This is a genomic window from Aurantiacibacter xanthus (assembly GCF_003584015.1).
GTDB lineage: Bacteria > Pseudomonadota > Alphaproteobacteria > Sphingomonadales > Sphingomonadaceae > Alteraurantiacibacter > Alteraurantiacibacter xanthus.
Genome location: NZ_QXFM01000146.1, coordinates 23,331 through 44,965, shown reverse-complemented (window position 1 = coordinate 44,965; position 21,635 = coordinate 23,331). Strand labels below are relative to the sequence as shown.

Below are 21,635 nucleotides of genomic sequence, written 5' to 3'. Positions count from 1 at the left end.
AAGTCGACCTTGTCGGCGAGGATCTCGGTGCCGTAGCGCGTGACCCCGTCCTTGTCCTCCCACTGGGTGTAGTGGATGCGGCCCTGGACACTTACCAGCTGGCCTTTGGAGCAGTACTGGCCGACGGTCTTGGCGAGGCCGTTGAAGCAGGTCACCCGGTGGAACTCGCTTTCCTTGGCGGTGTAGCCGTTCTCGTCCTTGTAGGTCTTGCCGTCCTTGTCGCGAGCGGGGCGATCGGTGACGACGGTGATCCCGGTGACATTGGTGCCGCCCTTGGTCTCGCGGGTGTCCGGATCGCGAGCGATGCGGCCGGTGAGGATTGCGATATTGGTCATGATAGTAGTCCTTCAGTTCCTCAAACCGGAGACCATCTCCGGCTTGCGAACATCCAGAAGAAGCAGGGCATGGGAGGACTGCACCGCAGGAGCGAAGCTCCAAGGGAAACCTGTTCATGACGGGTGGTGCGGGCAGGCGCGCGAAGCGCGACCACACGGCCGGAAAGGAACGGGTTGCTGTCCTCAGCTGACCTGGTTCAGGACTGTTCGCGACAAAAGCCGGATGGGTATCGGGTGCGGGTCTGAAGGTGCCAAGACCCTGCTGCAATCAGCTTACCCCATCGCCTTCCGATGCCGCCAGGAGATCCATGAAGTTGCGGGCTGCTTCCCGGTCTTCCTCATTCTCGAAGGCCACGTCGAGGTCAGGGGCAGACCCGAGCAGGTAGAGCATGGCCCACAAGGCAAAGCGCTTGCCCCGGTGCTGCTCGAGACCGAGATCGACCTGGCACCGCTCGATCCCCGATGCCAATGTCTCTGCGCCAACCATTCCGAGATCGGCAGTGCGGAAATAGCGGGCGAGGAGCGTATCGAGGTCCATCGCAGTCTCTTCAGGTCAGCGATCCAGCCGTAGGCAGGAGAGCCAGGGTTCGAGGGCCGGTCATACGTCGGTCAATCGGCTGAAGGTTCCTCGCGAAACCGTCGAGCGCGCTCGACAAAGTGCTCCATTTGTGTGGCAGCGTGCAAGGTTAGCGGATGCTGCGTCGCGTCGGCGCGTGGGGAGATGAACTCGGCCAGTTGTTCGATCGCAGTGAGCTGATGATCGCTTGCCGTGGACAATAATCCTAGCACCATGTTTTCCAGCGCGATCACCCTTATGCGTAGCTGGATGATTTCGGCATCAGTGAGCGGAGGGATGTCCCATTTCTCGCAATCGGCCGCGAGGGCTTCCTGCGGCCCGCAAGGGAGCGCGCCGCCTTCGTCTTCCCAGCGCGACAGCGCACCGGCCTTTCTTGTCTCGGTCATTGGCAGTTCCTTTCCACGTCCCACCAGGCGATTGGCAGCGCAATGCTTGCATAGCACGAAGCCATGCCGGGAAGCGCCTGGAACGATGACAACGAAGACGAAGAGACGGAACCCCGCGCGTTGGGTTGGTCTTCACGCGGGGTTCCAGAACGGCCCCATGGGCACCTGCGACCCGCAGGGCTTCGGGGGGAGGCGGGGCCGTCCTTTTCTGATATCCGGATTCCGTCGCGATTGCTTGCAGACGATTTCTCCTGACTATCCTGACTGATGGGCCATGCGCCGGATTACATGCCTTCCATGTCGTGATCGGCCATCGAGGACATGTCATGGCCGGCATGGGGATCGGCGGGCGGGGTCGCCTCGCTCTCGGGTTGCGCGCGCGGTGCCGGCGCGGCGGATGTGGCAATTACGCGTGGTGCCGGTGAGGCGGCTCGCCGAGACGCAGGCGCGGCAGCATCGCCTTTCGAAAGAGCGTCCTGCCGCGCAGCCACTGACTCACTTTCGGAGGAAGAGGTTGCCGGGTCTGCAAGACCACCCTCGGGTGCCGTGCCGGGCATCACCGTCGCTTCGCCCATCGGCGACACCTCTGAGGTCGGTGTGCTCTCCTGCGCTTCGTCGCAAGCAGCAAGAGCGGACACTAGTGGCACGATCGCGAGAATCCCGAACGCCGCTTTTAATCTGGAAGTACGCATGCTGTTCAACTCCTTCAGAGCCAGGAAATTCCAAGATGGTTTGGCCCATGCGCGAGCTCGCCGCCAAGGAAGCCCTGCACCAGAATAAGTGCCGCCATCGAGAAGATAGCCGTACGCAACCATGCGCGGCTCTGGCTCGGCCTGCTCGCGAGGTATGCCATCGCAATACCGAGAACCGCGATCAGCAAACCGTTCCATCGATGCACCTGCATGACGGTATCGCCGCCGAACCACAGCCCGGTGTGAAACCATCCGAATAGTGCAGCTATCACCGCACCGGCCGCTCCGCCGTAGACGAGTACGCGCACCGCACTTTCCAGGCCCGCTCCTTTCCGGCGCATCACGAACAATTCGGTGGCCGCAGCCATGAGAAACAAGGCGATCGGGAAATGGATCGTTGCCGGATGCAACTTCTTCAGTACGGCCATGACGCCGGTTTCGCCCTCATCCGCATGGCCACCGGCCTCGTCATGGGCTGCGCCCGCTTCATCGTGCGCGCCGGAGGACTCGCCAGCATCCGCAGTCTCGCCCATCTGCGCCATGGCCGCCTCGTCATGCGCATCGCCATTGGTGGCAGCAGGCGCGGCGCTCGCCTCTTCGCCATGTTTTTCGTCGCCATGAGCCTGAACGGGTCCGACGAAGAGCAGGCTTGCGGCGAGCAGCGCCAGAAATGAGGGGGCTTTCATGTCTCGTATGTCTCCCGACCCTGCAGTTAAAGTGCGACCTATGTGCCTGATACGCACGGCAGCCGCGTGCCCCTCGCATTAATTTGATGGTATTAGCGCGACAGATGTGCGTCCGCCGTATCACGTCTGATGGCGGCACCATCGCGATCGTCGAACGCATTCGGCTCCTGGCCGCGTTCGGCCTGGCGAACGAGGGTAAGGCGTTCGCCCACGCACATTAGCCCCATGGGCTCAGGCGAGCTTGCTCTTCTTTGCGCGACGACGCAGCCTCGGCATCCGGTTCGCCAGCAGGACGAAACCCGACAGGGCTATGATCGTGCCGCCAATGCCGAACAGCAGAAGCCACCAACTGTTGATACGATCGCGCTCGGTCCAGTCCATGATGTGCAGGCCCCAGATGAAATCGAACAGGCGCCAAGTATCACTACGCGCCGCCCCGAGGGTACCGCTGCTGGCATCGATGTAGAGGCGCGTCGAAGCCTCGTCAGCATAGGCGACCTGCCAGGCCGGAAAAGGGCCGCGAAACTCGGTCCCCACCGGTTCGTGAACGAGCCGCGCGCCTTCGATCGTCGTGCGCGGTCCGGTCCATGCGCGCAACGCGATGGATCTTGCCGTCGCAGCCGAGATGGGGGGGAGTTTGCGCCCTGTCACCGGATCGTGGAGGCTCACGCTACCGTCGACCTTTCGGATCTCGGTCACAGCATCGCCGTCGAGCGAACGCGTCGACACCGCCGCAAGAGTACCGTCGTTTGCGCCCCAGGCCGGAAGCGGGGCATCGGCGGGCAGCGCCTCTTGTTCACGCGAAACGACATGTTCGGAGCGAACTTCTTCCAGGTCGAGAAACGACATGAGGGCGCCGGTTCCCATCCACAAGAGAACCTGGACACCGACGAAAATCGCCAGCCATTTGTGGATCTTGCTGCCGAGCACATGCAGGCGCAGCTTCAGCGACGGCGTTGCCAACCGGTGCTACCTCTTCGAAAGCCGTAATCAGTTGCGCGGCGCGCGCGACGAGGAATGGTACTGGACGATTCTCCACCCGTCCGCATCGTGAGCAAGCACCGATGTCGCCACGCCGTCGCGCTCGATCACCCGGCCATCGCTAAGTTCGATGCGATAGCCATACGTCTCATAGGCATGGGCCATGTGCCCCATCCGGGTGACGGTCAGCGTGGGGTCGGTAAAGGTGAAGCTCACAATCGCGTCGAGCTCGGGGCCCAAATGGTGCTCCATGTAATTGGCAAAGCTTCCTTCCGCCTTGCCATTCTCGAAGATCGCCGAGTCCTCGGCGAAGAGCGCGCGCATTGCCTGCGCGTCGCGCGCTTCAAGAGCGGTGCGATAGGCCTTGAGGGTTTCTTCAGCGCCCGCGACATCGTCCGCCGAAGCGTCCATCGCGTGCATCTGATGGTTCGCATGGGAAGAGTGGTCCATCTGCTGCGCGAAGGCTGGCAGCGGTATCAGCGTGGCAACAAACGCAGTCGCCGCGATGCGTGTCAAAGTCTTGGTCATAGAAGTTCTATCCTTTTTGAGATTTCAGAACCAGAATCGCACGCCGACGACATAACTGGTGACGCTCGGATCCTCTCCGGCGGCCCGCGCAAAATCCGCGCTGTCGCCGATGCGCCATTCCTGCGAAACGCCGACATAGGGTGCGAATTCGCGCGCGAACTCGTAGCGTAGACGCAGGCCCGCCTCGATCCGATCAAGACCGGCACCGATGCCCAGCTCGGGAATGTCCTGCGCAGAAAGCGCGAGTTCGGCTCTGGGCTGGAGGATCAACCGCTGCGTGATGCGCTGGTCGAGTTCGCCCTCGATCCGCGCGGTCACATCGCCCTTGGTGGACACGAAGGCCGCAGCATCGACCTCGAAACGGTACGGCATGAGACCCTGTATGCCGATAACCGCGTGCGTGCGCTCCGGACCGGTGAGGTCCTGGCGAACACCCGCCTGGAAATCGAAGAAGGGCGCAATGGCGCGGCTCCAGAGCGCCTGAACCTCGGCGCCTTCTATGGGTTCGCCGAAGCTGCCCTCCCCCTCTGACTTGAACCAGAATTTGTCGATGTCGCCGCCATAATATCCCTGGATGTCCCACAGATATCCATCCTTCCCCTCGCGGGCGCGGTATTCGAGCCGATCGCCTTGAAACCATAAGCGCATTCCTCCGTCGGTCTCGCGGACAAGCTCGCGGCGCGCTTCGTTCATGGCTTCCTCGCCCCAGATGGCGACCGCCGCGCGCGCGGGGCCGCTCCCGGCTTCTGGAGGAGGCGGCAGCAGCGGGATATCATCGTCCGCGCCCATCTGCATCGCCGAATGGTCCATGCCCTGCATGTCCTGCGAAGGCGTCTCCCCATGGTTCATCTGGCTGTGATCCATCTGCCCATGGTCCATCGACGAACTGGCTTCCGCCTGTCCCATCTCGCCGTGATTCATCTGCGAATGATCTATCGCGCCTTCGGCAGGCTTGCCCTGCGGCATCGAGCCGTGATCCATTCCCTCATGACTTTCGGGCGATGCCTGTGGACGGGCAGCGTCCACAGGCATTGTCATGCTAGAATGGCCATCCCGAGCGGTCATCGAACCATGATCCATGGTTGAGTGATCCATCTCGGAGTGGTCCATGGCGGCTTCAGGTTGAGCAGCCGGTTCGCATGCTCCATCTGCAACCGGATGCCCCATCGCGCGATGGCGCTCGGCTTCTTCCTCGCACTTCGTCTTCGCGTCAGCCTGCGCCTCGGCGCTTTGCTGCGGCTCCGCCGGCGAATGACCGGCATGCTGCGCCGCCGCGGGGGAGGCGAGAACTGAGCCGGCTGCGACCGATGCGAGCAGGCTGACAATACGAATTTTCATGCTTCGCTCCCGTCGGGATTGGCGACCGTGACGATCTGAAACATCCCGGCATGCATGTGGTAGAGAAGGTGACAGTGGAAGGCCCAGTCGCCCGGCTCGTCCGCCGTCAGGTCGAACTGCGCGCTGCCACCCGGCTGCAGGATGACCGTGTGCTTGAGCGGTTGACGATCGGCCGGCGCGCCATTGACCAGCTCGAAGAAATGACCGTGCAAGTGAATGGGGTGCGCCATCATCGTGTCGTTGACGAGCTTCACGCGCACGCGCTCGTTATAGGCGAAACGGATCGGCTCGTCTGAGACGGCGGAGAACTTCTTGCCGTCGAACGACCACATGTAGCGCTCCATATTGCCGGTCAGATGAATTTCCATTCGCCGGGACGGCGTGCGGCCCTCGCGGTGTGGAGTCAGAGCGCGGAGCTTGCGATAGTCGAGCGTACGATGCGGCACATCGGCGAGACCGATGCCGGGATCGCCCATGCGGTCGACCGGGTTCATCGAGACCATGTCGAGACCGGGCCCGACCTTCACATCGGGCGGCAGAAGCGACGTGTCGCGCATCTGCATCCCCGACATGCCGGCCATGCCTGCCATCTCGGATTGGCCGGACGAACCATGATCCATCCCCGCCATGTCGCCGCCACTTCCGTGGTCCATGCCCGACATGCCGGCATCGCCAGACGAGCCGTGGTCCATGCCGCTCATGCCCATGTCGGCCATGGTCAGAAGCGGCGGATCGCGCAGCGGCGGAATGGCGGCGCGAGCGCCGGGTGCGCTCGCGAGTGTGGCAATACCCATGCCCGAGCGGTCCATCGACTCCGCGACCAGCGTGTAGGCCTGTTGCGCGCCCGGCGTCACGACGACGTCATAGGTCTCGGCCACACCGATCTGGAACTCGTCGACCTCAACCGGCTCGACGTTCTGCCCGTCTGCCTGAACGATGGTCATCGGCAGGCCGGGAATGCGAATATTGAAGAAGGTCATGGCGCCGGCATTGATGAAGCGCAGTCGCACGCGTTCGCCCGGGCGGAAGAGGTATTCCAGATTGTCGAGCGGGCCATGGCCGTTCAGAAGGTAGGTATAGGCCGCGCTCGACACATCGAGGATGTCGGTCGGCATCATGCGCATTTTCGCCCACATCCGGCGATCCTCGCCCGAAAGTGGGTAATCGTCGGTCCAGGTGTTCTGGTTGTAGTTGAAGTAGCCTTCGCCCTTCTTGAGCTTGTCGAAAATCGTGTGAGGCGACATTTCGCTGAATTCGCTCAGCACCACGATATATTCGCGGTCGGCCTGAACCGGATCGGGTCCGGCGGGGTCGACCACGATCGCGCCGTAATGCCCGGCCTGCTCCTGCAGGCCGCTATGCGAGTGCCACCAGTAGGTGCCCGACTGGCGAACCGGAAATTCGGCGGTGAAGGTCTCTCCCGGTTTGACACCGGGGAAGCTCACGCCGGGCACTCCATCGAGTTGAAACGGCACGAGCAGACCGTGCCAGTGGATCGAGGTATCTTCCTCGAGCTGGTTATGGACATTGAGCCGGACGGTCGTGCCTTCCTGCAATCGCAACAGCGGACCAGGGATAGTGCCATTGACGGCGATCGCTCCGCCGCGCCTGTTGCCGGTCGCGAAGGCCGATCGGGCAACGGTGAGGTCGATATTGGGGCCGGATACCTCGTCCAGCCCCTTGCGGGCGTTACCTGCGAGGATGTCCGCGCCGCGTGCCCAGGCAGGCATCGCCCCGGCAAGGCCGAGCAGACCCATTCCTCCTGCTCCGGCTCCGAGAAACTTGCGTCGATTGACGGCGATCATAAAGGGCTCCTGACGTGGCGTTCACCGTTACTTACGCGCGCGCCCATCCAACCCCTCAAAGTTTTTCGAAGCGCTCCTTTAGTCTGTTGCGCGCGCGGTATACGCGGGTTTCGATCGCCTTTTCGGTCGTTCCGAGAAGATCGGCCGCCTCGGCCTGGCTACGCCCCTCGATGGTCACGAGCACAAGCGCTTCGCGCAGCCTTACAGGCATTCGCGCGATCTCGGCCTGAACGAGATTGAGCTCTTCCCTGGAAACGGCCAACGCTTCAGGACCCGGCAAATCGTCGGCGATGGAATGGAGTTCGTCATCACCCGACAGTCCGAAAAAGCCCGCGACCTTGCGCCTGCGCAAACGGTCCCGGCAGCGGTTGAGGACGACGGTTGTCAGATAGGGTCCGATCGGCTTGTCCGGATCGAGCCGATGGCGCGTCAGCCACACCGAAGCGAGGCTGTCCTGAACAACGTCCTCCGCCTGAGAAGGAGAGGAAAGCATGCGTGTCGCGAGCGCGAGAAGCCGACCGGTTTCATGCTCGACGAGCTTGCTGAAAGCCCGCTTGTTACCGGCCCTCACCTGCGAGACAAGGGCCTCATTCGGATTGTCGCCCGCCCCCGACATGGCGCTTCAGTCGCGTGGGTCGCGGGTCAGGGCGTCGGAGACCTTGCGGTCGAACTGGCGTTGCTGCTCGGGTTCGAGAATTTCACGCATATCGAAGACATGGCGCACCGTTGCCTTCTGCAGATCGCCCATGCGCGCATGCACCTCGTCGATCGCGGCCGAGACCTCGGGACCGTACTCGTGCTCGTTTTCCATCGCCTGGGCGAGCCGGGCATTGGCTGCGCGCGCCGATCCTTCGAGCCGTGCCCTTTCGACCGCGAAACGGGCCTCGAGCGCATCGAGACGCTGCTCCTGGTCGGCCGTCAGGGTGAGCTCGTCGTGCACGAAATCGTGGAGGCCGGAGCCAGCCTCGTGATTGGCCCAGCGATCCGCGGCAATCGCGCCGAGGCATCCTGCAAGTGCTGCGAGAAGCACCGCGAGAACGATATGCGTCGTCTTCAAACCTTATTGCTCCACATGGAGGAGCGCCGATGGGGACAGCTGTTCGCCGAGGATAAGACTCTCGCCAAATGACGCGGAAGACGTGCCATAGCCGCCGGGCCAACCGCTCGTTCCGGCGCCAGCTCCAAGCCCGACGACGAACAGACCGACGAACAGAGCCGTCCTGCGGCGTCGGTCGGCGATTTCGCCAAGCTGTCCGGCGCGCTGCCAAACGCCATCCATGAAGTCGGCGGGGACCTCGCTGGTGGTGGTGGCGGAAAGGGTTCCGAGCACCGCATCAAGAGAGTGATTGTCACGCATCCGAAAAACTCCTGTGGGTTGCACGTGTCCTATACGCGCTCGCCTGCACAATCCCTTAAACTTCTTTTTTTGAGGGAATGTCCACCACCATACGTAATCGAGACGGGTCTGTCAGAATCGGGTCGAACCCGGGATGAATGGAAACCAACTCGTGAGCAATATCACCGCACCTGAAGATCACGGCGAATTTACGCCTCTTCTTGGCAAGAGCTTTCTGACGCCGCTTTACGACCGGGCGATCGGTCTGTTCACCCGCGAACATCTCTGGCGCCAAAGGATTGTCGAAGAGCTGCACCTTGTCCCCGGCGACCGGGTGATCGATGTTGGCAGCGGAACCGGCACTCTTCTCAAGGCCTTGATGACGGATTGTCCGGAAGCGGGTCTGATCGGTGTCGAACCCGACCCGGATGCGCTCGCGCTTGCGCGGCGCAAGTTTGGCGCGGGAGCCGATCTCGTGAAATGGCACAATGGCTTTCTCGAAAGCCTCAAGCTACCCGCAGGGTGGCAGCCGAACAAGATCGTCAGCAGCCTCGTCCTGCACCAGGTCCCCTTGCGCAAGAAGCAGACAATCCTGGAAACCATCGAAAGCTTGCTCGTGCCAGGCGGAACCGTGTTGATCTCCGATTATATGAAGCAGGATAGCCCACTCATGCGGAGCCTCTTCCGGGCGACCGTCCAGTCTCTTGACGGCATAAGCGACACGCAGCCCAGCGCCGACGGCGGAGTCGAAAAACTGTTCGCCGAAATCTTCACCGAGCCATGCCTGCTCCAACGGTTCCCGACGGCAACCGGGACGATCTCGCTATGGCGCGGATACAAGAAAGGAATTGCACAATGAATTTGAAAAAGCCTTCGCTGCTCCGGCGATCGATTAGCGGCGCGGCCTTGCTCGTGCTGGCAGCCTGTTCGAACGTGGCTCAGGCAGCGACCTATACGATGTTCCGCGATCCAGGATGTGGGTGCTGTCTCAACTGGGCAGGCCATGTCGAAGACGGGATGAACACGAAGGTGGCATCGGTCGACAGCAACGACATGGCGGCGATCAAGACCGCGCGGGGCGTACCCCAAGAGTTATGGTCATGCCATACGATGGAGGTCGATGGATACATCATCGAAGGTCACGTGCCTGCAGAAGCCGTCGCCAAGCTTTTGCGCGAACGGCCCGCCGGCGTTGCCGGCCTCGCGGTTCCGGGAATGCCTCTGGGATCGCCCGGCATGGAGGCCGGAAACCGGATCCAGCCTTACGACGTCATCGCCTTTGGCCCAACCGGACAGAGCGTCTTCGCGTCCTTTCCGTAAGGGGGTGAAGCCACTCCATGCGTCGGCATGAAAGGTTGCAGGCGATGAGGACTAATTGCGGGAAGCGACACAGAAGCCTGTCGAACTTCTCGCCGGGTCCGGGCTGGCTGCCCCCACAGTCCCGGACCCTTCCAATTTGTATGATTGCAGCACGCACGAAATAGGAGAAATGCGATAGTCAAAAGCTCGGTCAGAAATGCTGGATCTTTTTAAGGGGTGAACCTCTGCCCAACGTACTGCTTGTCGTGATGCTTCTCGGACGGGATGACATAGACAGGGGAAAGACTTGCAGACAGATGGCGACGATCAACATAGCGAGAATGCGGGCTCGATAACGTTGCTGGGCGGTGTCGCGATGGGGACCGGCGTCATGATTGGCGCAGGTATCTTCGCACTGACCGGCCAGATTGCCGAACTGGCTGGACCGTTATTTCCGCTTTCTTTCATAGTCGGCGCGCTGGTTACCTCGCTTGCCGCCTACAGCTACATCAAGATGTCGAACCGCTGGCCCTCCTCTGGCGGCATCGCGATGATCCTTCAGAAGGCTTACGGACCGGGCGTCGTTGCAGCATCGGCATCGCTCCTGATGGCGCTGTCGATGGTCATCAACGAAAGCCTGGTCGCTCGGACCTTCGCGACCTATGCCTTGCGGCCCTTTGGGCTCGAAAGCAGCGGCATTCTGGTCTCCGTCGCGGCACTGGCCCTCATCGTTTTCGCCTATTTCGTGAATGCTGCCGGCAACAAATCGGTCAGCGGGTTTTCGCTCATTATGTCGGCAATCAAGATCGGCGGCATCGCCCTGTTCGCAATTGCGGCGATCTGGGCCACCGGATTTTCAGGCGGTGCCTTCGCAGAGCCGGTCGCGCTTTCGGGCCTCGACGCGTTGCTCGCTTCGGTCGCTTTCTCGATCCTCGCTTTCAAGGGTTTCACCACCATCACCAACAGCGGCGGCGAAATCATCGATCCGCATCGGAATGTCGGCAGAACCATTATCATTTCGATCGCAGTATGCGTGGTCGTCTACCTTCTCGTCGCGGTGGCGGTCGGCGCCAGCCTCAGCACTTCAGAAATAGCCGAGGCGCGCGATTACTCTCTTGCGGCAGCTGCGCGCCCCGCGCTCGGAGAGCTTGGCTTCTATTTCACAGTCGCAATCGCGATCGCAGCCACGACCTCGGGTGTCATCGCCAGTGTTTTCGCCGTTTCGCGAATGCTGACGATGCTGACCGAGATGAAGATGATCCCGCATAGCCATTTCGGCATGAGCGGACCGATCCGCAGTCACATGCTGGTCTATACCGTAGTGATTGCCGGCACGCTCGCGGTCCTGTTCGATCTGTCGCGGATCGCTTCGCTCGGAGCATTTTTCTATCTCGTAATGGACATGCTTGTGCATTGGGGCGTGCTGCGCGGTTTGCGGGAAGAGATCGGTGCGCGTGCCTGGGTGCTATGGTCGGCACTCGTGGCGGACAGCGTAGTCCTGACAGCTTTTGCCTTCGCCAAGCTCAAAACCGACCCTGCGGTCGTCGCCTATGCGGTCGCAGGCATTGCCGCCGTTTTCATCGCCGAATGGTTCTATTTGTCCAGGCGTTCGCAAGCGATGGACTCCGCTTCAGAAAGACCGGCGGAAGAGAGGCGGTGACCCCGTTAGTAGAACACGAGCGCAAAGGCAGCGACCAAAAGCCGACGAGGATCGAGGCGCCAAGTTCGCGGATCAAAAGAAATTCAAGACGGAGCATATCGTGACGACTAAAACTGCCACCGTTTACCGAATGGTCATGCCGGACCACGTTTGTCCGTATGGATTGAAAACGGTCGATTTGCTCAAACGCGAAGGTTTCGAGGTGGACGACCACCATTTGAAAACGCGCGAGGAGACCGATGCGTTCAAAGAGCAGCATGGGGTAGAAACCACCCCCCAAACCTTCATCGGCGGGAAGCGCATCGGAGGTTACGACGATGTCCGTGAGCATGTCGGCAAGAAAAGAACGCAAGCCGGTGATGACGAGACCAGCTACCAGCCCGTCATTGCCATTTTCGGCGTCGCTTTCCTCCTGGGTCTGGCAATTAGCTGGTACGTTTTCGACACGATTTTCACGGTGGAAGCGGTCGAATGGTTTGTCAGCCTATCGATGGCCTTGCTCGCGATCCAGAAGTTGCAGGACGTGCGCAGCTTCTCGACCATGTTCCTCAACTACGATCTGCTGGCGCGACGCTGGGTACGATATGGATTTCTATATCCGTTCGGTGAGGGTTTGGCTGGAATATTAATGGTCGCGCACGCGCTTCCGATCGTCTCGGTTCCGGTATCGCTGTTCATAGGGACGGTCGGCGCGGTCAGCGTGTTCAAGGCGGTCTACATCGACAAGCGCGAGTTGAAATGCGCTTGCGTCGGCGGAGGCAGCAACGTGCCGCTCGGCTTCGTATCGTTGACCGAGAACCTGTTCATGATCGGTATGGGTCTTTGGATGGGTGCCAAGGCCCTGGGTTGGGTCTCGCTATGATTTGGGCACTGCTTCTCGGTTTCGCGCTGTTCGCGATCTCTCTCTACTTCCACATGTTGATGCTGCGCGGGGCGAAAGCCGTTTCTCCGCCAGGCAAGGACCCACGCCATTTCCGGCTGCTTGCAGGCTCCAGCCTCGTTCTTCTCAGCCATCTGGTCATCGCCGGCATATTCGCGGGCGGAATGTATCTCGCTTCCGTCTGGGGCCTTGGCGGGCTCGAGAAGGACGTCATCAACAGCTGGATGGATTATTACTACTTCGCGCTGATCACGATCTCGACGGTCGGTCTCGGCGATATTCTGCCCGCCGGGCACATGCGCGCCATTTCCGGCATCGCCGCCCTTACCGGGTTCCTGATGATCAGTTGCACCGCCCAATATGTCTATCAAACCATGAGCGAAAAGGAGAATTGATATGGCTGAAGCTAGGCACGATGCACACGAAAAAGGTGGAGGGGGCGGCAACTACTGGCGGTTCATGGCAATGGTATCGACCTCGACCGTGATCATGTTCTTCCTGATGTATGCCAACAGCTTCGACATGGACGACGTTTTCTGGAGCGAGACGCGCTTCTGGATGATGTTCGTCATGGGCGCGATGATGATGGTGGTCATGCTTCTCTTCATGTGGGGCATGTACAAGGACCGGACCAAGAACTTCATCATCTTGGGTGTCGGAGCCGTCGTCTTCGCGCTCGCGCTATGGCTCGTACGCAGCCAGACCACGGTGGACGATACCGAATACATGGCCGCGATGATCCCGCACCACTCGATCGCGATCATGACTAGCGAGAGGGCGAGCCTGAAGGATCCGCGGGTTCGCGAACTCGCGCAGGCCATCATCGTCGCGCAGCGGCGCGAGATCGCCGAGATGAAATATCTCATCCAGGACATCGAGGAAAACGGTCCGCGCACCGAAGAACGCCTGCCCGAGGAGATGCAGCAATGAACAAGATCGCAATCCTGACGCTTGCAGCCCTCCCTCTGGCGGCCTGCAACACCAATACCGCGGTCGGCAATGATCGCGAAGCACAGCTCGATCCCCCGGCAACTGCGGCGCCGATAGAGAGTGCTGCGAGCGCTCTTGCCAACCTCAGCCCCGGCCTCATGCTGCCCGAGACCATGAGCGACGCGGACCTCGCCACGCTGGGAGCCGAGAACACGTGTCAGTTTCGCCTGACTGAGGTCGCGTTTCCGTCGTTCGTCTACGACAACAGCGGTGGCGGCGCGATCAAGATCAACGGCAAGCTGATCCCTGTCACAGCAAGCGCCTCGGGTGAGTATGCGAATGGTGAGCTTCGTATCCGCACGCGCCTTCTCGATGACGAAGGAGACGCGGGCCTGCAGATGCAGGAACTCATCGTCGCCGGACCTCGGATGAAGGACGAGTTCGGGTTCTGGGGGTACACGACCTGCGGCAACAGCGAGGCGTGAACACGAGCGAGCGGGCGCCAGCGTGCGTCGGCGCCCGCTCCATGATCACGACGGGCCCGGCACGCGCGGCCAGATTCATAATGAGGTACGACAGTGGCAGCTGAGCCTGTGACCGATGCAGCACCCATTGCGGTCTTCGGTGCCGGAGGAAAGACCGGTACGGAAATACTGCGCCATGCGGTTCGCAAGGGCATCGCGGTTCGAGCGTTCGAGCACACCTTGCCCGAACCATCGGACCGGGTCGATAACGTCGAGTACTTCCAATGCGATGTACTCAATGACGACTTCAGCAGCGAGCTCGAAGGTTGCCGTGCTGTTATTTCCGCACTCGGTATAGGGTTTAGTCCATCGACGGCGATCGATCCGCCTCCGCTTTACACGGAGGGAACCCGCAGGCTGGTGGAAGCGATGTCGGCAACCGGCATTTCCCGGATCGTCGTGATATCGGCAGCGTTCGTAGAGGCGCAGCCCAGCGTTCCTGCATGGTTCGAGCTCACAGCAAGACCAGCCTTGCACAAAATTCTCGCACAGATGCGCGCAATGGAAGATCTTCTGGAGCGCGCGAAAGGCCTGGAATGGACGGCTGCGCGACCGGGCTGGCTCCTGGACGAACCCTATACCGGTGAAGCCGTCATTTCCGACGAGCGCCTTGCCGAAGGTTGCTTTCGCTGCCGGCACGCGGATCTTGCGGCAGCGATGCTCGAATTCGTCTGCGAGAACACCTGGGTCAACGCCAAGCCCGCAATAGCCCGCCCAGAAGAAGACCGCTTCGAAAGCATGACAGCGCTGAAAGCCGAACTGGGAATCGACTGAGGAGGAGGCGGCATGTTCGAGACACGTACGGCGACAATCGGGAGGGGTCACGATAATTTTGAGACTCTCCGCAGGCTGCATGACTTGTCTTAAAAGCGGCAAAGCTCTAGGTGAGTGTGATGCGAGCCTTGCGTACCCTAGGACTGTTATTGATCGCCTGCGGGCTATTCGTCCAGTCGGCCGCGCATGCTTCTGCTCTTCCTCAGGTCGTCGACGCAGGCGATCCGGCCTGCGCAGAGATGGAAACGATGGCGGGCGCGACTTCCACGGAAGATGACGGCAGCGCACCTTGCAAGAACCTTCGGCTGGATTGTCTGGTGGCGCTCGGGTGCATTGCGCCGCTCGCTCCCGGCGCTGATGCGACCCTTTCCGAAGACTTACCGGCGCAGGCTGCTCAATTCAGCGGTTTGATCTCCAATTCGCTCGCCGCCCCAAGGCTGGGGCCAGAACCGCCACCTCCGCAATTTCCGGCATGACCCGCGTGCAGGCTTAAGCCTGCGCGCTCCTGCCTCTGGATGAACGGCCTGCGCTCGACGCGGGCCGGTGATCCGGAACGCGTGCCTGACGCGCTCCTTTTGCGGATGAACGATCATGAAACGAATAAGCTGGACCGCGCTTCCGGTCCTGCTGGCCCTTGCGCCGGCGAGTAATGCCCAGTCGGTGGGCTATGAGGAAGCTTTACGAGCAGCAACGAGCGACCAGCCGCAGGTTCGAACAAGCGAGCTGCGACTGGACGCCCGGCGCGAGATCGCCGACGCTGCCGATGAACTGCCAGACCCGCGCCTACGCGCGGGCATCCAGAACCTGCCGCTAAGCGGGCCGGCTGCATTCGAGCTGAATCGCCAGCTCCCAACGCAGATCCAAGTCGGCATCGAACAGGAGATCCCCAATCTCGCGAAACGTCGGGCCCGGTTTGGAATAGCGGACGCCGACATCGATCTTGCCGCAGCACAGTTGCGTCAAACCCGTTACAGGGTGCGCCTCGGAGCAGGAATGGCATGGATCTCGTTGGCTTATGCCCAACGGGCTCTGACCGTCGCCGACGATGCACTCGCTGAAATCGAGGGGCTCGTACCACTCGCGCGCAGTTCTGTCGCCGCCGGTTCGGCCAGGCCCGCCGAAAGTCTGGAAGTACGCCGTGCCGTGCTCGAAGTCGCAGACATGCGGACCAGGATCGAAGCCGACCGAGAGGCCGCTCAGGCCATGCTGTCGCGCTATACGGCTCTGCCGAACGCTACCGCGACCGGAACCATCCCTTCGGCCGATCTCGATCCCGAAGGTTTGCGGGCCATGCTCCAAAGCAATCCGGAGCTTGTCGTGGCGCTTGCGCAGGTCCGCCAAGCGGAAGCGAGAAGCGATCTTGCGCGATCGGAAAGGCGTCCGGATTTCGGCGTCAATGTGAGCTATGGACGGCGCGATCCCGATTTTGGCGATGCAATCTCGGTGATGGGTTCGATCACGCTCCCGATTTTCGCGGACCGGCGCCAAAACCCGCGTATAGCCGCCGCCGAAGCCGAAGCGGCTGCGGCACAGTCGGCCAGAGCCGATCGGCTGCGTGAACTCGAAGCCCGGTTCGAAACCGATCTCGCGGCATGGCGCAGCGCTTATCGACAATGGCAGCGCGCGACCGACGAATTGCTTCCCCTTGCCGAAAGCCGCGTGGACCTCGAGCGCGCGAGCTTTGCCGCGGGCCGCGCGGAACTGCTCGACGTCATCGACGCCATCAAAACGCTCGCCGTGCTGCGGGTGGACATTCTGCAACGCGAGGAAGCGACCGTCGAAGCCGCCGCGAACCTGCGACTGACCTATGGGGAGTATGGCCGATGAGAGCCGCAATGGGAGCCGCGTGGGACAGGCTGTCGCCGCGCCAGAAATCTTGGATGATGGCAGGCACGGTCGCGCTCATCAGTCTTGCCGCCGGCTATGGTCTCTCGCAGCTCGGCGAAGGCCAGGGTGTTGCAAGCGACGCGGGCGGCAGTGCGACCGAATGCGAGGAGGTCCTTTACTGGTACGACCCGATGGTGCCGGGGCAGCACTTCGACGAGCCGGGCAATTCGCCCTTCATGGATATGCAGCTGGTGCCCAAGTGCGCGGGCGAGGAGGCCACTGCAGGCGTCAGGATAGATCCCGGCCTGGTGCAGAATTTCGGCATCCGCACCACTGAAGCCGAGTACGGCGTCCTCGAGCCGGAAATAACCGTCACAGGCGTTCTGGCCTACAACGAACGCGACGTCGCGATCGTCCAGCCACGTGCCGGAGGCTATGTACAAAGAACCTACGGCCGCGCGCCCGACGATGTCGTTGGACGGGGCGCGCCGCTCGCGGATATCCTGGTTCCCGAATGGGGCGGAGCGCAGCAGGAGTATCTGGCCGTCCTGAACAGCGGTGATGAAGAACTTGCGCAGGCCATGCGCGAACGCATGCGCCTTTTGGGCATGCCTCCAGGCCTGATCTCATCGGTAGGGCGCAATGGACGTCCGCAGTCCACGATCACCGTTACCGCGCCGATTGGAGGTGCCATCACATCGCTCGGCGTGCGTCCGGGAATGACAGTCATGGCCGGACAGACGCTCGCCGAGATAACCGGTTTCTCACCGATCTGGCTCGAAGCCGCGGTGCCTGAAACGCAGGCGGCGAATGTACGCGTCGGGCAACCTGTCAGCGCGACGCTGACCGCATTCCCCGAGGAACGCTTCTCCGGACCCATTGTCGCTATCCTGCCGAGCGCGGAGGATGCAAGCCGTACGATCACCGTTCGTGCGCAACTGTCCAATGCATCCGGTCGCCTCAAGCCGGGCATGTTCGCACAGGTCTCGCTGACCCCGGACACACGCCGCGCGCTGCTGGTGCCGTCCGAAGCCGTTATCAGGACCGGACGTCGAACCATCGTGATGGTGAAGCAGGACGAGGGCGGTTTCATGCCCGCCGAGGTCCGGATCGGCCGCGAAGCGGGTGGCAGGACCGAGGTTCTGGCCGGTCTGTCGGCCGGCGAACAGGTCGTGACATCGGGTCAGTTCCTGCTCGATTCCGAAGCAAGCCTTACCGGACTCGACGTCCGTCCGGTCGATCAGGCAGATGACGCTTCCACCGGCGGCGAGGACGAACCAGCGACCTTCGGTGCCACCGGCACGATCCAGTCGATCGCCAATGGTTCGGTGACGCTGCGGCATGGTCCTGTGCCCCGGCTCGATTGGCCCGCGATGACCATGACCTTCCGCACGAAGAGCGCGGCGCAAATGCGCGGGCTCGAGACGGGCGACAGGGTGCGCTTCACCTTCACCCAGCAGGATGCCGGCCCCCGGATCGAGTCTATCACGAGGGCCGGACAATGATTGCTCGGATAATTGATGCCTCGATCGCCAACCGCCTGTTTATCGTTCTCGCCGCCGTCGCGGTAACGCTGGCCGGTTTCTGGGCGGTGCGCACGACGCCGGTCGACGCGTTGCCCGATCTGTCCGATGTGCAGGTTGTGGTCCGGTCAAACTATCCGGGGCAGGCCCCCCGGATCGTCGAGGACCAAGTCACCTACCCCCTGGCAACGACCATGCTTTCGGTGCCGGGGGCGAAAACCGTCCGCGGCTACTCGATGTTCGGCGACAGCTATGTCTATATCATCTTCGAGGACGGTACCGACCTCTACTGGGCGCGATCGCGTGTGCTCGAATATCTCAACCAGGTGCAGGTCCGCCTGCCCGATGGCGTGACGAGCACGCTCGGCCCCGATGCCACCGGGGTAGGGTGGATCTACGAATATGCGCTGATCGATCGCAGCGGCGGACACGACCTTGCCGGACTGCGCAGCCTGCAGGACTGGTTCCTGCGCTATGAGCTCAAGACGATCCCCGGCATTGCCGAGGTCGCGAGCGTCGGCGGAATGGTCAAGCAATACCAGGTCGTGCTCGAGCCTTACCGGATGGCATCGCTGGACGTGACCCACGCCGAGATCGTGAGCGCAATCCAGTCCGCCAACCAGGAAGCGGGCGGCTCGATCGTCGAGATGGGCGAAGCCGAATATATGGTCCGTGCCTCGGGTTATCTCGGCGACCTCGACGATTTCAGGGCGATCCCGCTGCGCGCGGTGAGCGGCGGCGTTCCGGTCACGCTGGGCGACGTAGCGACGATCCAGGTCGGCCCCGAACTGCGCCGAGGCATCGCCGAGCTCAATGGCGAAGGCGAGGTTGCCGGCGGCATCATCGTCCTGCGCCAGGGCGCGGATGCGCGAAGCGCGATCCAAGCCGTGGAACTCAAACTCGACGACTTGCAGGCAAGCCTTCCCGAAGGCGTCGAGATCGTCACGACCTACGATCGCTCTCAGCTCATCGATGCGTCTATAGAGAACCTCACCACGAAGCTCATCGAAGAGTTTATCGTCGTGGCGCTCGTATGCGCGCTGTTCCTCTGGCACGCGCGTTCGGCACTTGTCGCCATCATCACCCTGCCTTTGGGCGTGCTCGCGGCCTTCATCGTGATGCGCATCCAGGGCGTCAATGCCAACATCATGTCGCTGGGTGGAATAGCCATCGCGGTCGGTGCGATGGTCGATGCCGCCGTCGTCATGATTGAGAACGCGCACAAGCATCTCGAGCGATGGGAACACGAGAATCCCGATACCGTGCTCGCGGTGAAGGAACGCTGGCGGATCATCGCCGATGCATCGAAGGAAGTGGGACCGGCGTTGTTCTTCAGTCTGCTGATCATTACGCTGTCGTTCCTACCGGTCTTCACCCTGCAGGCGCAGGAAGGGCGGTTGTTCGCTCCGCTCGCTTTCACCAAGACCTATGCCATGGCGGCCGCGGCCATTCTGTCGGTAACGCTGGTGCCGGTAATGATGGGATGGCTGATCCGTGGGAAGATCCCTTCGGAGGATTCCAATTTTCTCAACCGCTGGCTGACGAAAATCTATCGTCCGGGGCTCGACTGGGTCATGCGGCGCCCAAAGGCAACGCTGGTGATCGCGGCGCTGATCTTCCTGACCACCGCGATCCCCTTCACCCGGCTTGGCGGCGAGTTCCTCCCGCCGCTCGATGAAGGCGATTTGCTTTATATGCCGAGCGCGCTGCCCGGCCTTTCCCCCGGCGAGGCTTCGGCGCTGCTGCAGCGCACCGATCGCCTGATCAAGTCGGTCCCCGAGGTGGAAACGGTGTTCGGCAAGGCGGGGCGCGCCGATACAGCGACGGATCCGGCTCCCCTGACGATGTTCGAAACGACGATCCGCTTCAAGCCGCGCGAGGAGTGGCGCGAGGGAATGACGCCCGATCTGCTGGTCGAGGAACTTGACCGGGTCGTTCAGGTGCCGGGCCTCGCCAATGTCTGGGTGCCGCCGATCCGCAACCGGATCGACATGCTCGCGACCGGGATCAAGAGCCCGATCGGGGTCAAGGTTTCAGGCGACGATCTCGATCAACTCGCACGCGTTGCACTCGATGTGGAGCGTATCGCCAAGACCGTGCCTGGCGTGAGTTCCGCCCTGGCGGAGCGCCTGTCGGGCGGTCGCTATGTCGATGTCGATATCGACCGGATGGCGGCCGCGCGATACGGGCTCAACATTGCCGACATCCAGCAGATCGTCTCTGGTGCAGTTGGCGGTGCCAATGTCGCACGGACCGTCGAGGGGCTGGCGCGCTATCCGATCAATGTGCGCTATCCCCGCGAAATCAGGGACAGCGTCGAGGAACTCAGGGCCTTGCCGGTTCTGACGCCGTCCGGCCAACAGATCACGCTTGGCACTGTCGCCCGTATCGCCGTCAGCGACGGTCCGCCCATGCTCAAGAGCGAACAGGGCCGACTGACCAGCTACATCTACGTCGACGTCCGGGGCCGCGATCTTACTTCGGTGGTCGCCGATCTGCAGGAGGTCGTCGCCGCGGGTGTCGATCTTCCTGCCGGCGTCAGCCTGTCCTATGCGGGCCAGTTCGAATATCTGACGCGCGCCTATGAGCGACTGAAGGTCGTGGTTCCCGCGACGCTTGCGATCATTTTCCTGCTGCTCTATCTCATTTTCCGGCGCTGGGACGAAGCCTTGCTGATCATGGGCACGCTGCCCTTCGCGCTGACGGGCGGATACTGGTTGCTCTATCTGATGGGCTACAACCAGTCGGTGGCGACTGCGGTCGGTTTCATCGCGCTTGCCGGCGTCTCCGCCGAATTCGGCGTAGTGATGCTGATTTACCTGAAAGCCGCACTGGAGCGGCGACGCGGTGATCTGAGCGCCGAAGAAGTAGACGAGGCCATCCGGGAAGGCGCGCTCCTGCGCGTGCGGCCCAAGGCGATGACCGTCGCAGTCATCCTTGCGGGTCTCTTTCCGATCCTGATCGGCACCGGCGCGGGCTCGGAAGTCATGAGCCGCATCGCCGCACCGATGGTTGGCGGCATGATCACCGCCCCGCTCCTGTCCATGTTCCTGCTTCCCGCCGCCTATCTGTTGTTGCGGCGCCCCCGTCCGGAAAAACCGGCCAACCCTCAAGGAGAAGAAGAGTGCGTACCCCAACCTACATGATCCTGCTCGCGGCACCGCTGGCGCTTGCAGCCTGCGACGCTGCAGACGACAGCTCAGAGACCATGATGTCAGACGACATGGCGAACTCGGACAGCATGCCCATGTCAGGCGAAATGCCGATGGCGGAGGAGACCGGCGGCGAGCAGAGCGCCAGCGCGGAGGGAACGGTTACAGCCATCGATTCCGAGGCGGGCACGGTGACCATCGAGCATGGTCCGGTCGAAAGTATCGGATGGCCCGCGATGACCATGACCTTCGAAGCCGACGCGCAAATCCTCGAACAGGTCAGTGTCGGTGAGGGAATAGCCTTTGAATTTCGTACTGGAACCGAAGGCAGCGTCGTTACCTCGGTAACGCCGCGATAGGACGGTGGGTGGGAGGCGCTCGGTTGCGCCGGTGCCTCCCACG

General features: G+C 61.9%; 25 protein-coding genes. 13 read left to right on the top strand and 12 right to left on the bottom strand.

Annotated features, from left to right (window positions below; all coding sequences use genetic code 11):
• The 12 genes from D2V17_RS20860 to D2V17_RS20805 form a co-directional block, all read right to left on the bottom strand.
• The coding region (locus D2V17_RS20860; protein WP_147367457.1) for a single-stranded DNA-binding protein at positions 1 to 335 on the bottom strand (335 nt) is incomplete at its 3' end.
• 268 nt (positions 336 to 603) lie between these two features.
• Complete coding sequence (locus tag D2V17_RS20855; protein WP_119595048.1) at positions 604 to 873, bottom strand: hypothetical protein; 270 nt, start codon at positions 871 to 873, stop codon at positions 604 to 606.
• 71 nt (positions 874 to 944) lie between these two features.
• Positions 945 to 1,298, bottom strand: coding sequence for a hypothetical protein (locus tag D2V17_RS20850; protein ID WP_119595047.1), 354 nt, complete (start codon positions 1,296 to 1,298; stop codon positions 945 to 947).
• Between the two features lie 284 nt (positions 1,299 to 1,582).
• Positions 1,583 to 1,990 (bottom strand): hypothetical protein, encoded by a 408-nt coding sequence (locus D2V17_RS20845; protein WP_147367506.1) that lies wholly within the window; start codon positions 1,988 to 1,990, stop codon positions 1,583 to 1,585.
• Positions 1,991 to 2,004: 14 nt separating this feature from the next.
• Entirely contained in the window at positions 2,005 to 2,676 is a 672-nt protein-coding gene (locus tag D2V17_RS20840; RefSeq protein ID WP_119595045.1) for a DUF2231 domain-containing protein, read from the bottom strand.
• Positions 2,677 to 2,907: 231 nt separating this feature from the next.
• Positions 2,908 to 3,639: a PepSY domain-containing protein gene (locus D2V17_RS20835; protein WP_119595044.1), complete on the bottom strand. Its 732-nt coding sequence runs from the start codon at positions 3,637 to 3,639 to the stop codon at positions 2,908 to 2,910.
• Between the two features lie 27 nt (positions 3,640 to 3,666).
• Positions 3,667 to 4,185 carry a YybH family protein gene (locus tag D2V17_RS20830; protein ID WP_119595043.1) on the bottom strand — a complete coding sequence of 173 codons (519 nt, stop codon included), beginning with the start codon at positions 4,183 to 4,185 and terminating at the stop codon, positions 3,667 to 3,669.
• A 24-nt stretch (positions 4,186 to 4,209) separates the two neighbouring features.
• Positions 4,210 to 5,523 (bottom strand): copper resistance protein B, encoded by a 1,314-nt coding sequence (locus tag D2V17_RS20825; RefSeq protein ID WP_119595042.1) that lies wholly within the window; start codon positions 5,521 to 5,523, stop codon positions 4,210 to 4,212.
• Positions 5,520 to 7,328, bottom strand: a complete 1,809-nt coding sequence (locus D2V17_RS20820) for a copper resistance system multicopper oxidase (protein WP_039388613.1) — start codon at positions 7,326 to 7,328, stop codon at positions 5,520 to 5,522. Before D2V17_RS20820 ends, D2V17_RS20825 begins: the two co-directional genes overlap by 4 nt.
• A 55-nt stretch (positions 7,329 to 7,383) precedes the next feature.
• Positions 7,384 to 7,944 (bottom strand): RNA polymerase sigma factor, encoded by a 561-nt coding sequence (locus D2V17_RS20815; protein ID WP_119595041.1) that lies wholly within the window; start codon positions 7,942 to 7,944, stop codon positions 7,384 to 7,386.
• 6 nt (positions 7,945 to 7,950) lie between these two features.
• On the bottom strand, positions 7,951 to 8,385 hold the full coding sequence (locus tag D2V17_RS20810; RefSeq protein WP_008603940.1) for a Spy/CpxP family protein refolding chaperone: 435 nt from the start codon (positions 8,383 to 8,385) through the stop codon (positions 7,951 to 7,953).
• Between the two features lie 3 nt (positions 8,386 to 8,388).
• Positions 8,389 to 8,685, bottom strand: coding sequence for a hypothetical protein (locus tag D2V17_RS20805; RefSeq protein ID WP_010240156.1), 297 nt, complete (start codon positions 8,683 to 8,685; stop codon positions 8,389 to 8,391).
• A gap of 133 nt (positions 8,686 to 8,818) precedes the next feature.
• Between D2V17_RS20805 and D2V17_RS20800 the strand changes: the two genes are divergently transcribed.
• The 13 genes from D2V17_RS20800 (at position 8,819) to D2V17_RS20745 (ending at position 21,592) form a co-directional block, all read left to right on the top strand.
• On the top strand, positions 8,819 to 9,523 hold the full coding sequence (locus D2V17_RS20800; RefSeq protein WP_119595040.1) for a class I SAM-dependent methyltransferase: 705 nt from the start codon (positions 8,819 to 8,821) through the stop codon (positions 9,521 to 9,523).
• Positions 9,520 to 9,984 carry a DUF411 domain-containing protein gene (locus D2V17_RS20795; RefSeq protein WP_008603937.1) on the top strand — a complete coding sequence of 155 codons (465 nt, stop codon included), beginning with the start codon at positions 9,520 to 9,522 and terminating at the stop codon, positions 9,982 to 9,984. The genes D2V17_RS20800 and D2V17_RS20795 overlap by 4 nt, the downstream gene beginning before the upstream one ends.
• A 286-nt stretch (positions 9,985 to 10,270) precedes the next feature.
• Positions 10,271 to 11,623, top strand: coding sequence for an APC family permease (locus tag D2V17_RS20790; protein ID WP_009823996.1), 1,353 nt, complete (start codon positions 10,271 to 10,273; stop codon positions 11,621 to 11,623).
• A gap of 130 nt (positions 11,624 to 11,753) precedes the next feature.
• Positions 11,754 to 12,485: a glutaredoxin family protein gene (locus tag D2V17_RS20785; protein WP_051051475.1), complete on the top strand. Its 732-nt coding sequence runs from the start codon at positions 11,754 to 11,756 to the stop codon at positions 12,483 to 12,485.
• Positions 12,482 to 12,898 carry a potassium channel family protein gene (locus D2V17_RS20780; protein WP_008603934.1) on the top strand — a complete coding sequence of 139 codons (417 nt, stop codon included), beginning with the start codon at positions 12,482 to 12,484 and terminating at the stop codon, positions 12,896 to 12,898. Before D2V17_RS20785 ends, D2V17_RS20780 begins: the two co-directional genes overlap by 4 nt.
• A 70-nt stretch (positions 12,899 to 12,968) precedes the next feature.
• Positions 12,969 to 13,433 carry a DUF305 domain-containing protein gene (locus D2V17_RS20775; RefSeq protein WP_008603933.1) on the top strand — a complete coding sequence of 155 codons (465 nt, stop codon included), beginning with the start codon at positions 12,969 to 12,971 and terminating at the stop codon, positions 13,431 to 13,433.
• On the top strand, positions 13,430 to 13,918 hold the full coding sequence (locus tag D2V17_RS20770) for a DUF6692 family protein (RefSeq protein ID WP_009823998.1): 489 nt from the start codon (positions 13,430 to 13,432) through the stop codon (positions 13,916 to 13,918). Before D2V17_RS20775 ends, D2V17_RS20770 begins: the two co-directional genes overlap by 4 nt.
• A gap of 108 nt (positions 13,919 to 14,026) precedes the next feature.
• Positions 14,027 to 14,731, top strand: a complete 705-nt coding sequence (locus tag D2V17_RS20765) for an NAD(P)-dependent oxidoreductase (protein ID WP_039388617.1) — start codon at positions 14,027 to 14,029, stop codon at positions 14,729 to 14,731.
• A 119-nt stretch (positions 14,732 to 14,850) separates the two neighbouring features.
• Positions 14,851 to 15,207, top strand: a complete 357-nt coding sequence (locus D2V17_RS21095) for a hypothetical protein (protein ID WP_144400834.1) — start codon at positions 14,851 to 14,853, stop codon at positions 15,205 to 15,207.
• Between the two features lie 184 nt (positions 15,208 to 15,391).
• Positions 15,392 to 16,558 carry a TolC family protein gene (locus tag D2V17_RS20760; RefSeq protein WP_245978848.1) on the top strand — a complete coding sequence of 389 codons (1,167 nt, stop codon included), beginning with the start codon at positions 15,392 to 15,394 and terminating at the stop codon, positions 16,556 to 16,558.
• 8 nt (positions 16,559 to 16,566) lie between these two features.
• On the top strand, positions 16,567 to 18,063 hold the full coding sequence (locus D2V17_RS20755; RefSeq protein ID WP_119595039.1) for an efflux RND transporter periplasmic adaptor subunit: 1,497 nt from the start codon (positions 16,567 to 16,569) through the stop codon (positions 18,061 to 18,063).
• A complete protein-coding gene (locus D2V17_RS20750; RefSeq protein ID WP_119595038.1) occupies positions 18,060 to 21,227 on the top strand; it encodes an efflux RND transporter permease subunit in 3,168 nt (1,055 codons plus the stop codon). The genes D2V17_RS20755 and D2V17_RS20750 overlap by 4 nt, the downstream gene beginning before the upstream one ends.
• Complete coding sequence (locus tag D2V17_RS20745) at positions 21,206 to 21,592, top strand: copper-binding protein (protein ID WP_225082053.1); 387 nt, start codon at positions 21,206 to 21,208, stop codon at positions 21,590 to 21,592. The genes D2V17_RS20750 and D2V17_RS20745 overlap by 22 nt, the downstream gene beginning before the upstream one ends.
• The last annotated feature ends 43 nt before the right edge of the window (positions 21,593 to 21,635 follow it).

What these genes read in the sequence shown, in the direction of transcription:
- D2V17_RS20770 (WP_009823998.1), top strand. Translation starts at nt 13,430, where the DNA reads ATGAACAAGATCGCAATCCTGACGCTTGCAGCCCTCCCTCTGGCGGCC.
- D2V17_RS20795 (WP_008603937.1), top strand. Translation starts at nt 9,520, where the DNA reads ATGAATTTGAAAAAGCCTTCGCTGCTCCGGCGATCGATTAGCGGCGCG.
- D2V17_RS20750 (WP_119595038.1), top strand. Translation starts at nt 18,060, where the DNA reads ATGATTGCTCGGATAATTGATGCCTCGATCGCCAACCGCCTGTTTATC.
- D2V17_RS20815 (WP_119595041.1), bottom strand. Translation starts at nt 7,944, where the DNA reads ATGTCGGGGGCGGGCGACAATCCGAATGAGGCCCTTGTCTCGCAGGTG.
- D2V17_RS20830 (WP_119595043.1), bottom strand. Translation starts at nt 4,185, where the DNA reads ATGACCAAGACTTTGACACGCATCGCGGCGACTGCGTTTGTTGCCACG.
- D2V17_RS20820 (WP_039388613.1), bottom strand. Translation starts at nt 7,328, where the DNA reads ATGATCGCCGTCAATCGACGCAAGTTTCTCGGAGCCGGAGCAGGAGGA.
- D2V17_RS20775 (WP_008603933.1), top strand. Translation starts at nt 12,969, where the DNA reads ATGGTATCGACCTCGACCGTGATCATGTTCTTCCTGATGTATGCCAAC.
- D2V17_RS20825 (WP_119595042.1), bottom strand. Translation starts at nt 5,523, where the DNA reads ATGAAAATTCGTATTGTCAGCCTGCTCGCATCGGTCGCAGCCGGCTCA.
- D2V17_RS20855 (WP_119595048.1), bottom strand. Translation starts at nt 873, where the DNA reads ATGGACCTCGATACGCTCCTCGCCCGCTATTTCCGCACTGCCGATCTC.
- D2V17_RS20845 (WP_147367506.1), bottom strand. Translation starts at nt 1,990, where the DNA reads ATGCGTACTTCCAGATTAAAAGCGGCGTTCGGGATTCTCGCGATCGTG.
- D2V17_RS20785 (WP_051051475.1), top strand. Translation starts at nt 11,754, where the DNA reads ATGGTCATGCCGGACCACGTTTGTCCGTATGGATTGAAAACGGTCGAT.
- D2V17_RS20800 (WP_119595040.1), top strand. Translation starts at nt 8,819, where the DNA reads ATGAATGGAAACCAACTCGTGAGCAATATCACCGCACCTGAAGATCAC.
- D2V17_RS20780 (WP_008603934.1), top strand. Translation starts at nt 12,482, where the DNA reads ATGATTTGGGCACTGCTTCTCGGTTTCGCGCTGTTCGCGATCTCTCTC.
- D2V17_RS20850 (WP_119595047.1), bottom strand. Translation starts at nt 1,298, where the DNA reads ATGACCGAGACAAGAAAGGCCGGTGCGCTGTCGCGCTGGGAAGACGAA.
- D2V17_RS20840 (WP_119595045.1), bottom strand. Translation starts at nt 2,676, where the DNA reads ATGAAAGCCCCCTCATTTCTGGCGCTGCTCGCCGCAAGCCTGCTCTTC.
- D2V17_RS21095 (WP_144400834.1), top strand. Translation starts at nt 14,851, where the DNA reads ATGCGAGCCTTGCGTACCCTAGGACTGTTATTGATCGCCTGCGGGCTA.
- D2V17_RS20755 (WP_119595039.1), top strand. Translation starts at nt 16,567, where the DNA reads ATGGGAGCCGCGTGGGACAGGCTGTCGCCGCGCCAGAAATCTTGGATG.
- D2V17_RS20805 (WP_010240156.1), bottom strand. Translation starts at nt 8,685, where the DNA reads ATGCGTGACAATCACTCTCTTGATGCGGTGCTCGGAACCCTTTCCGCC.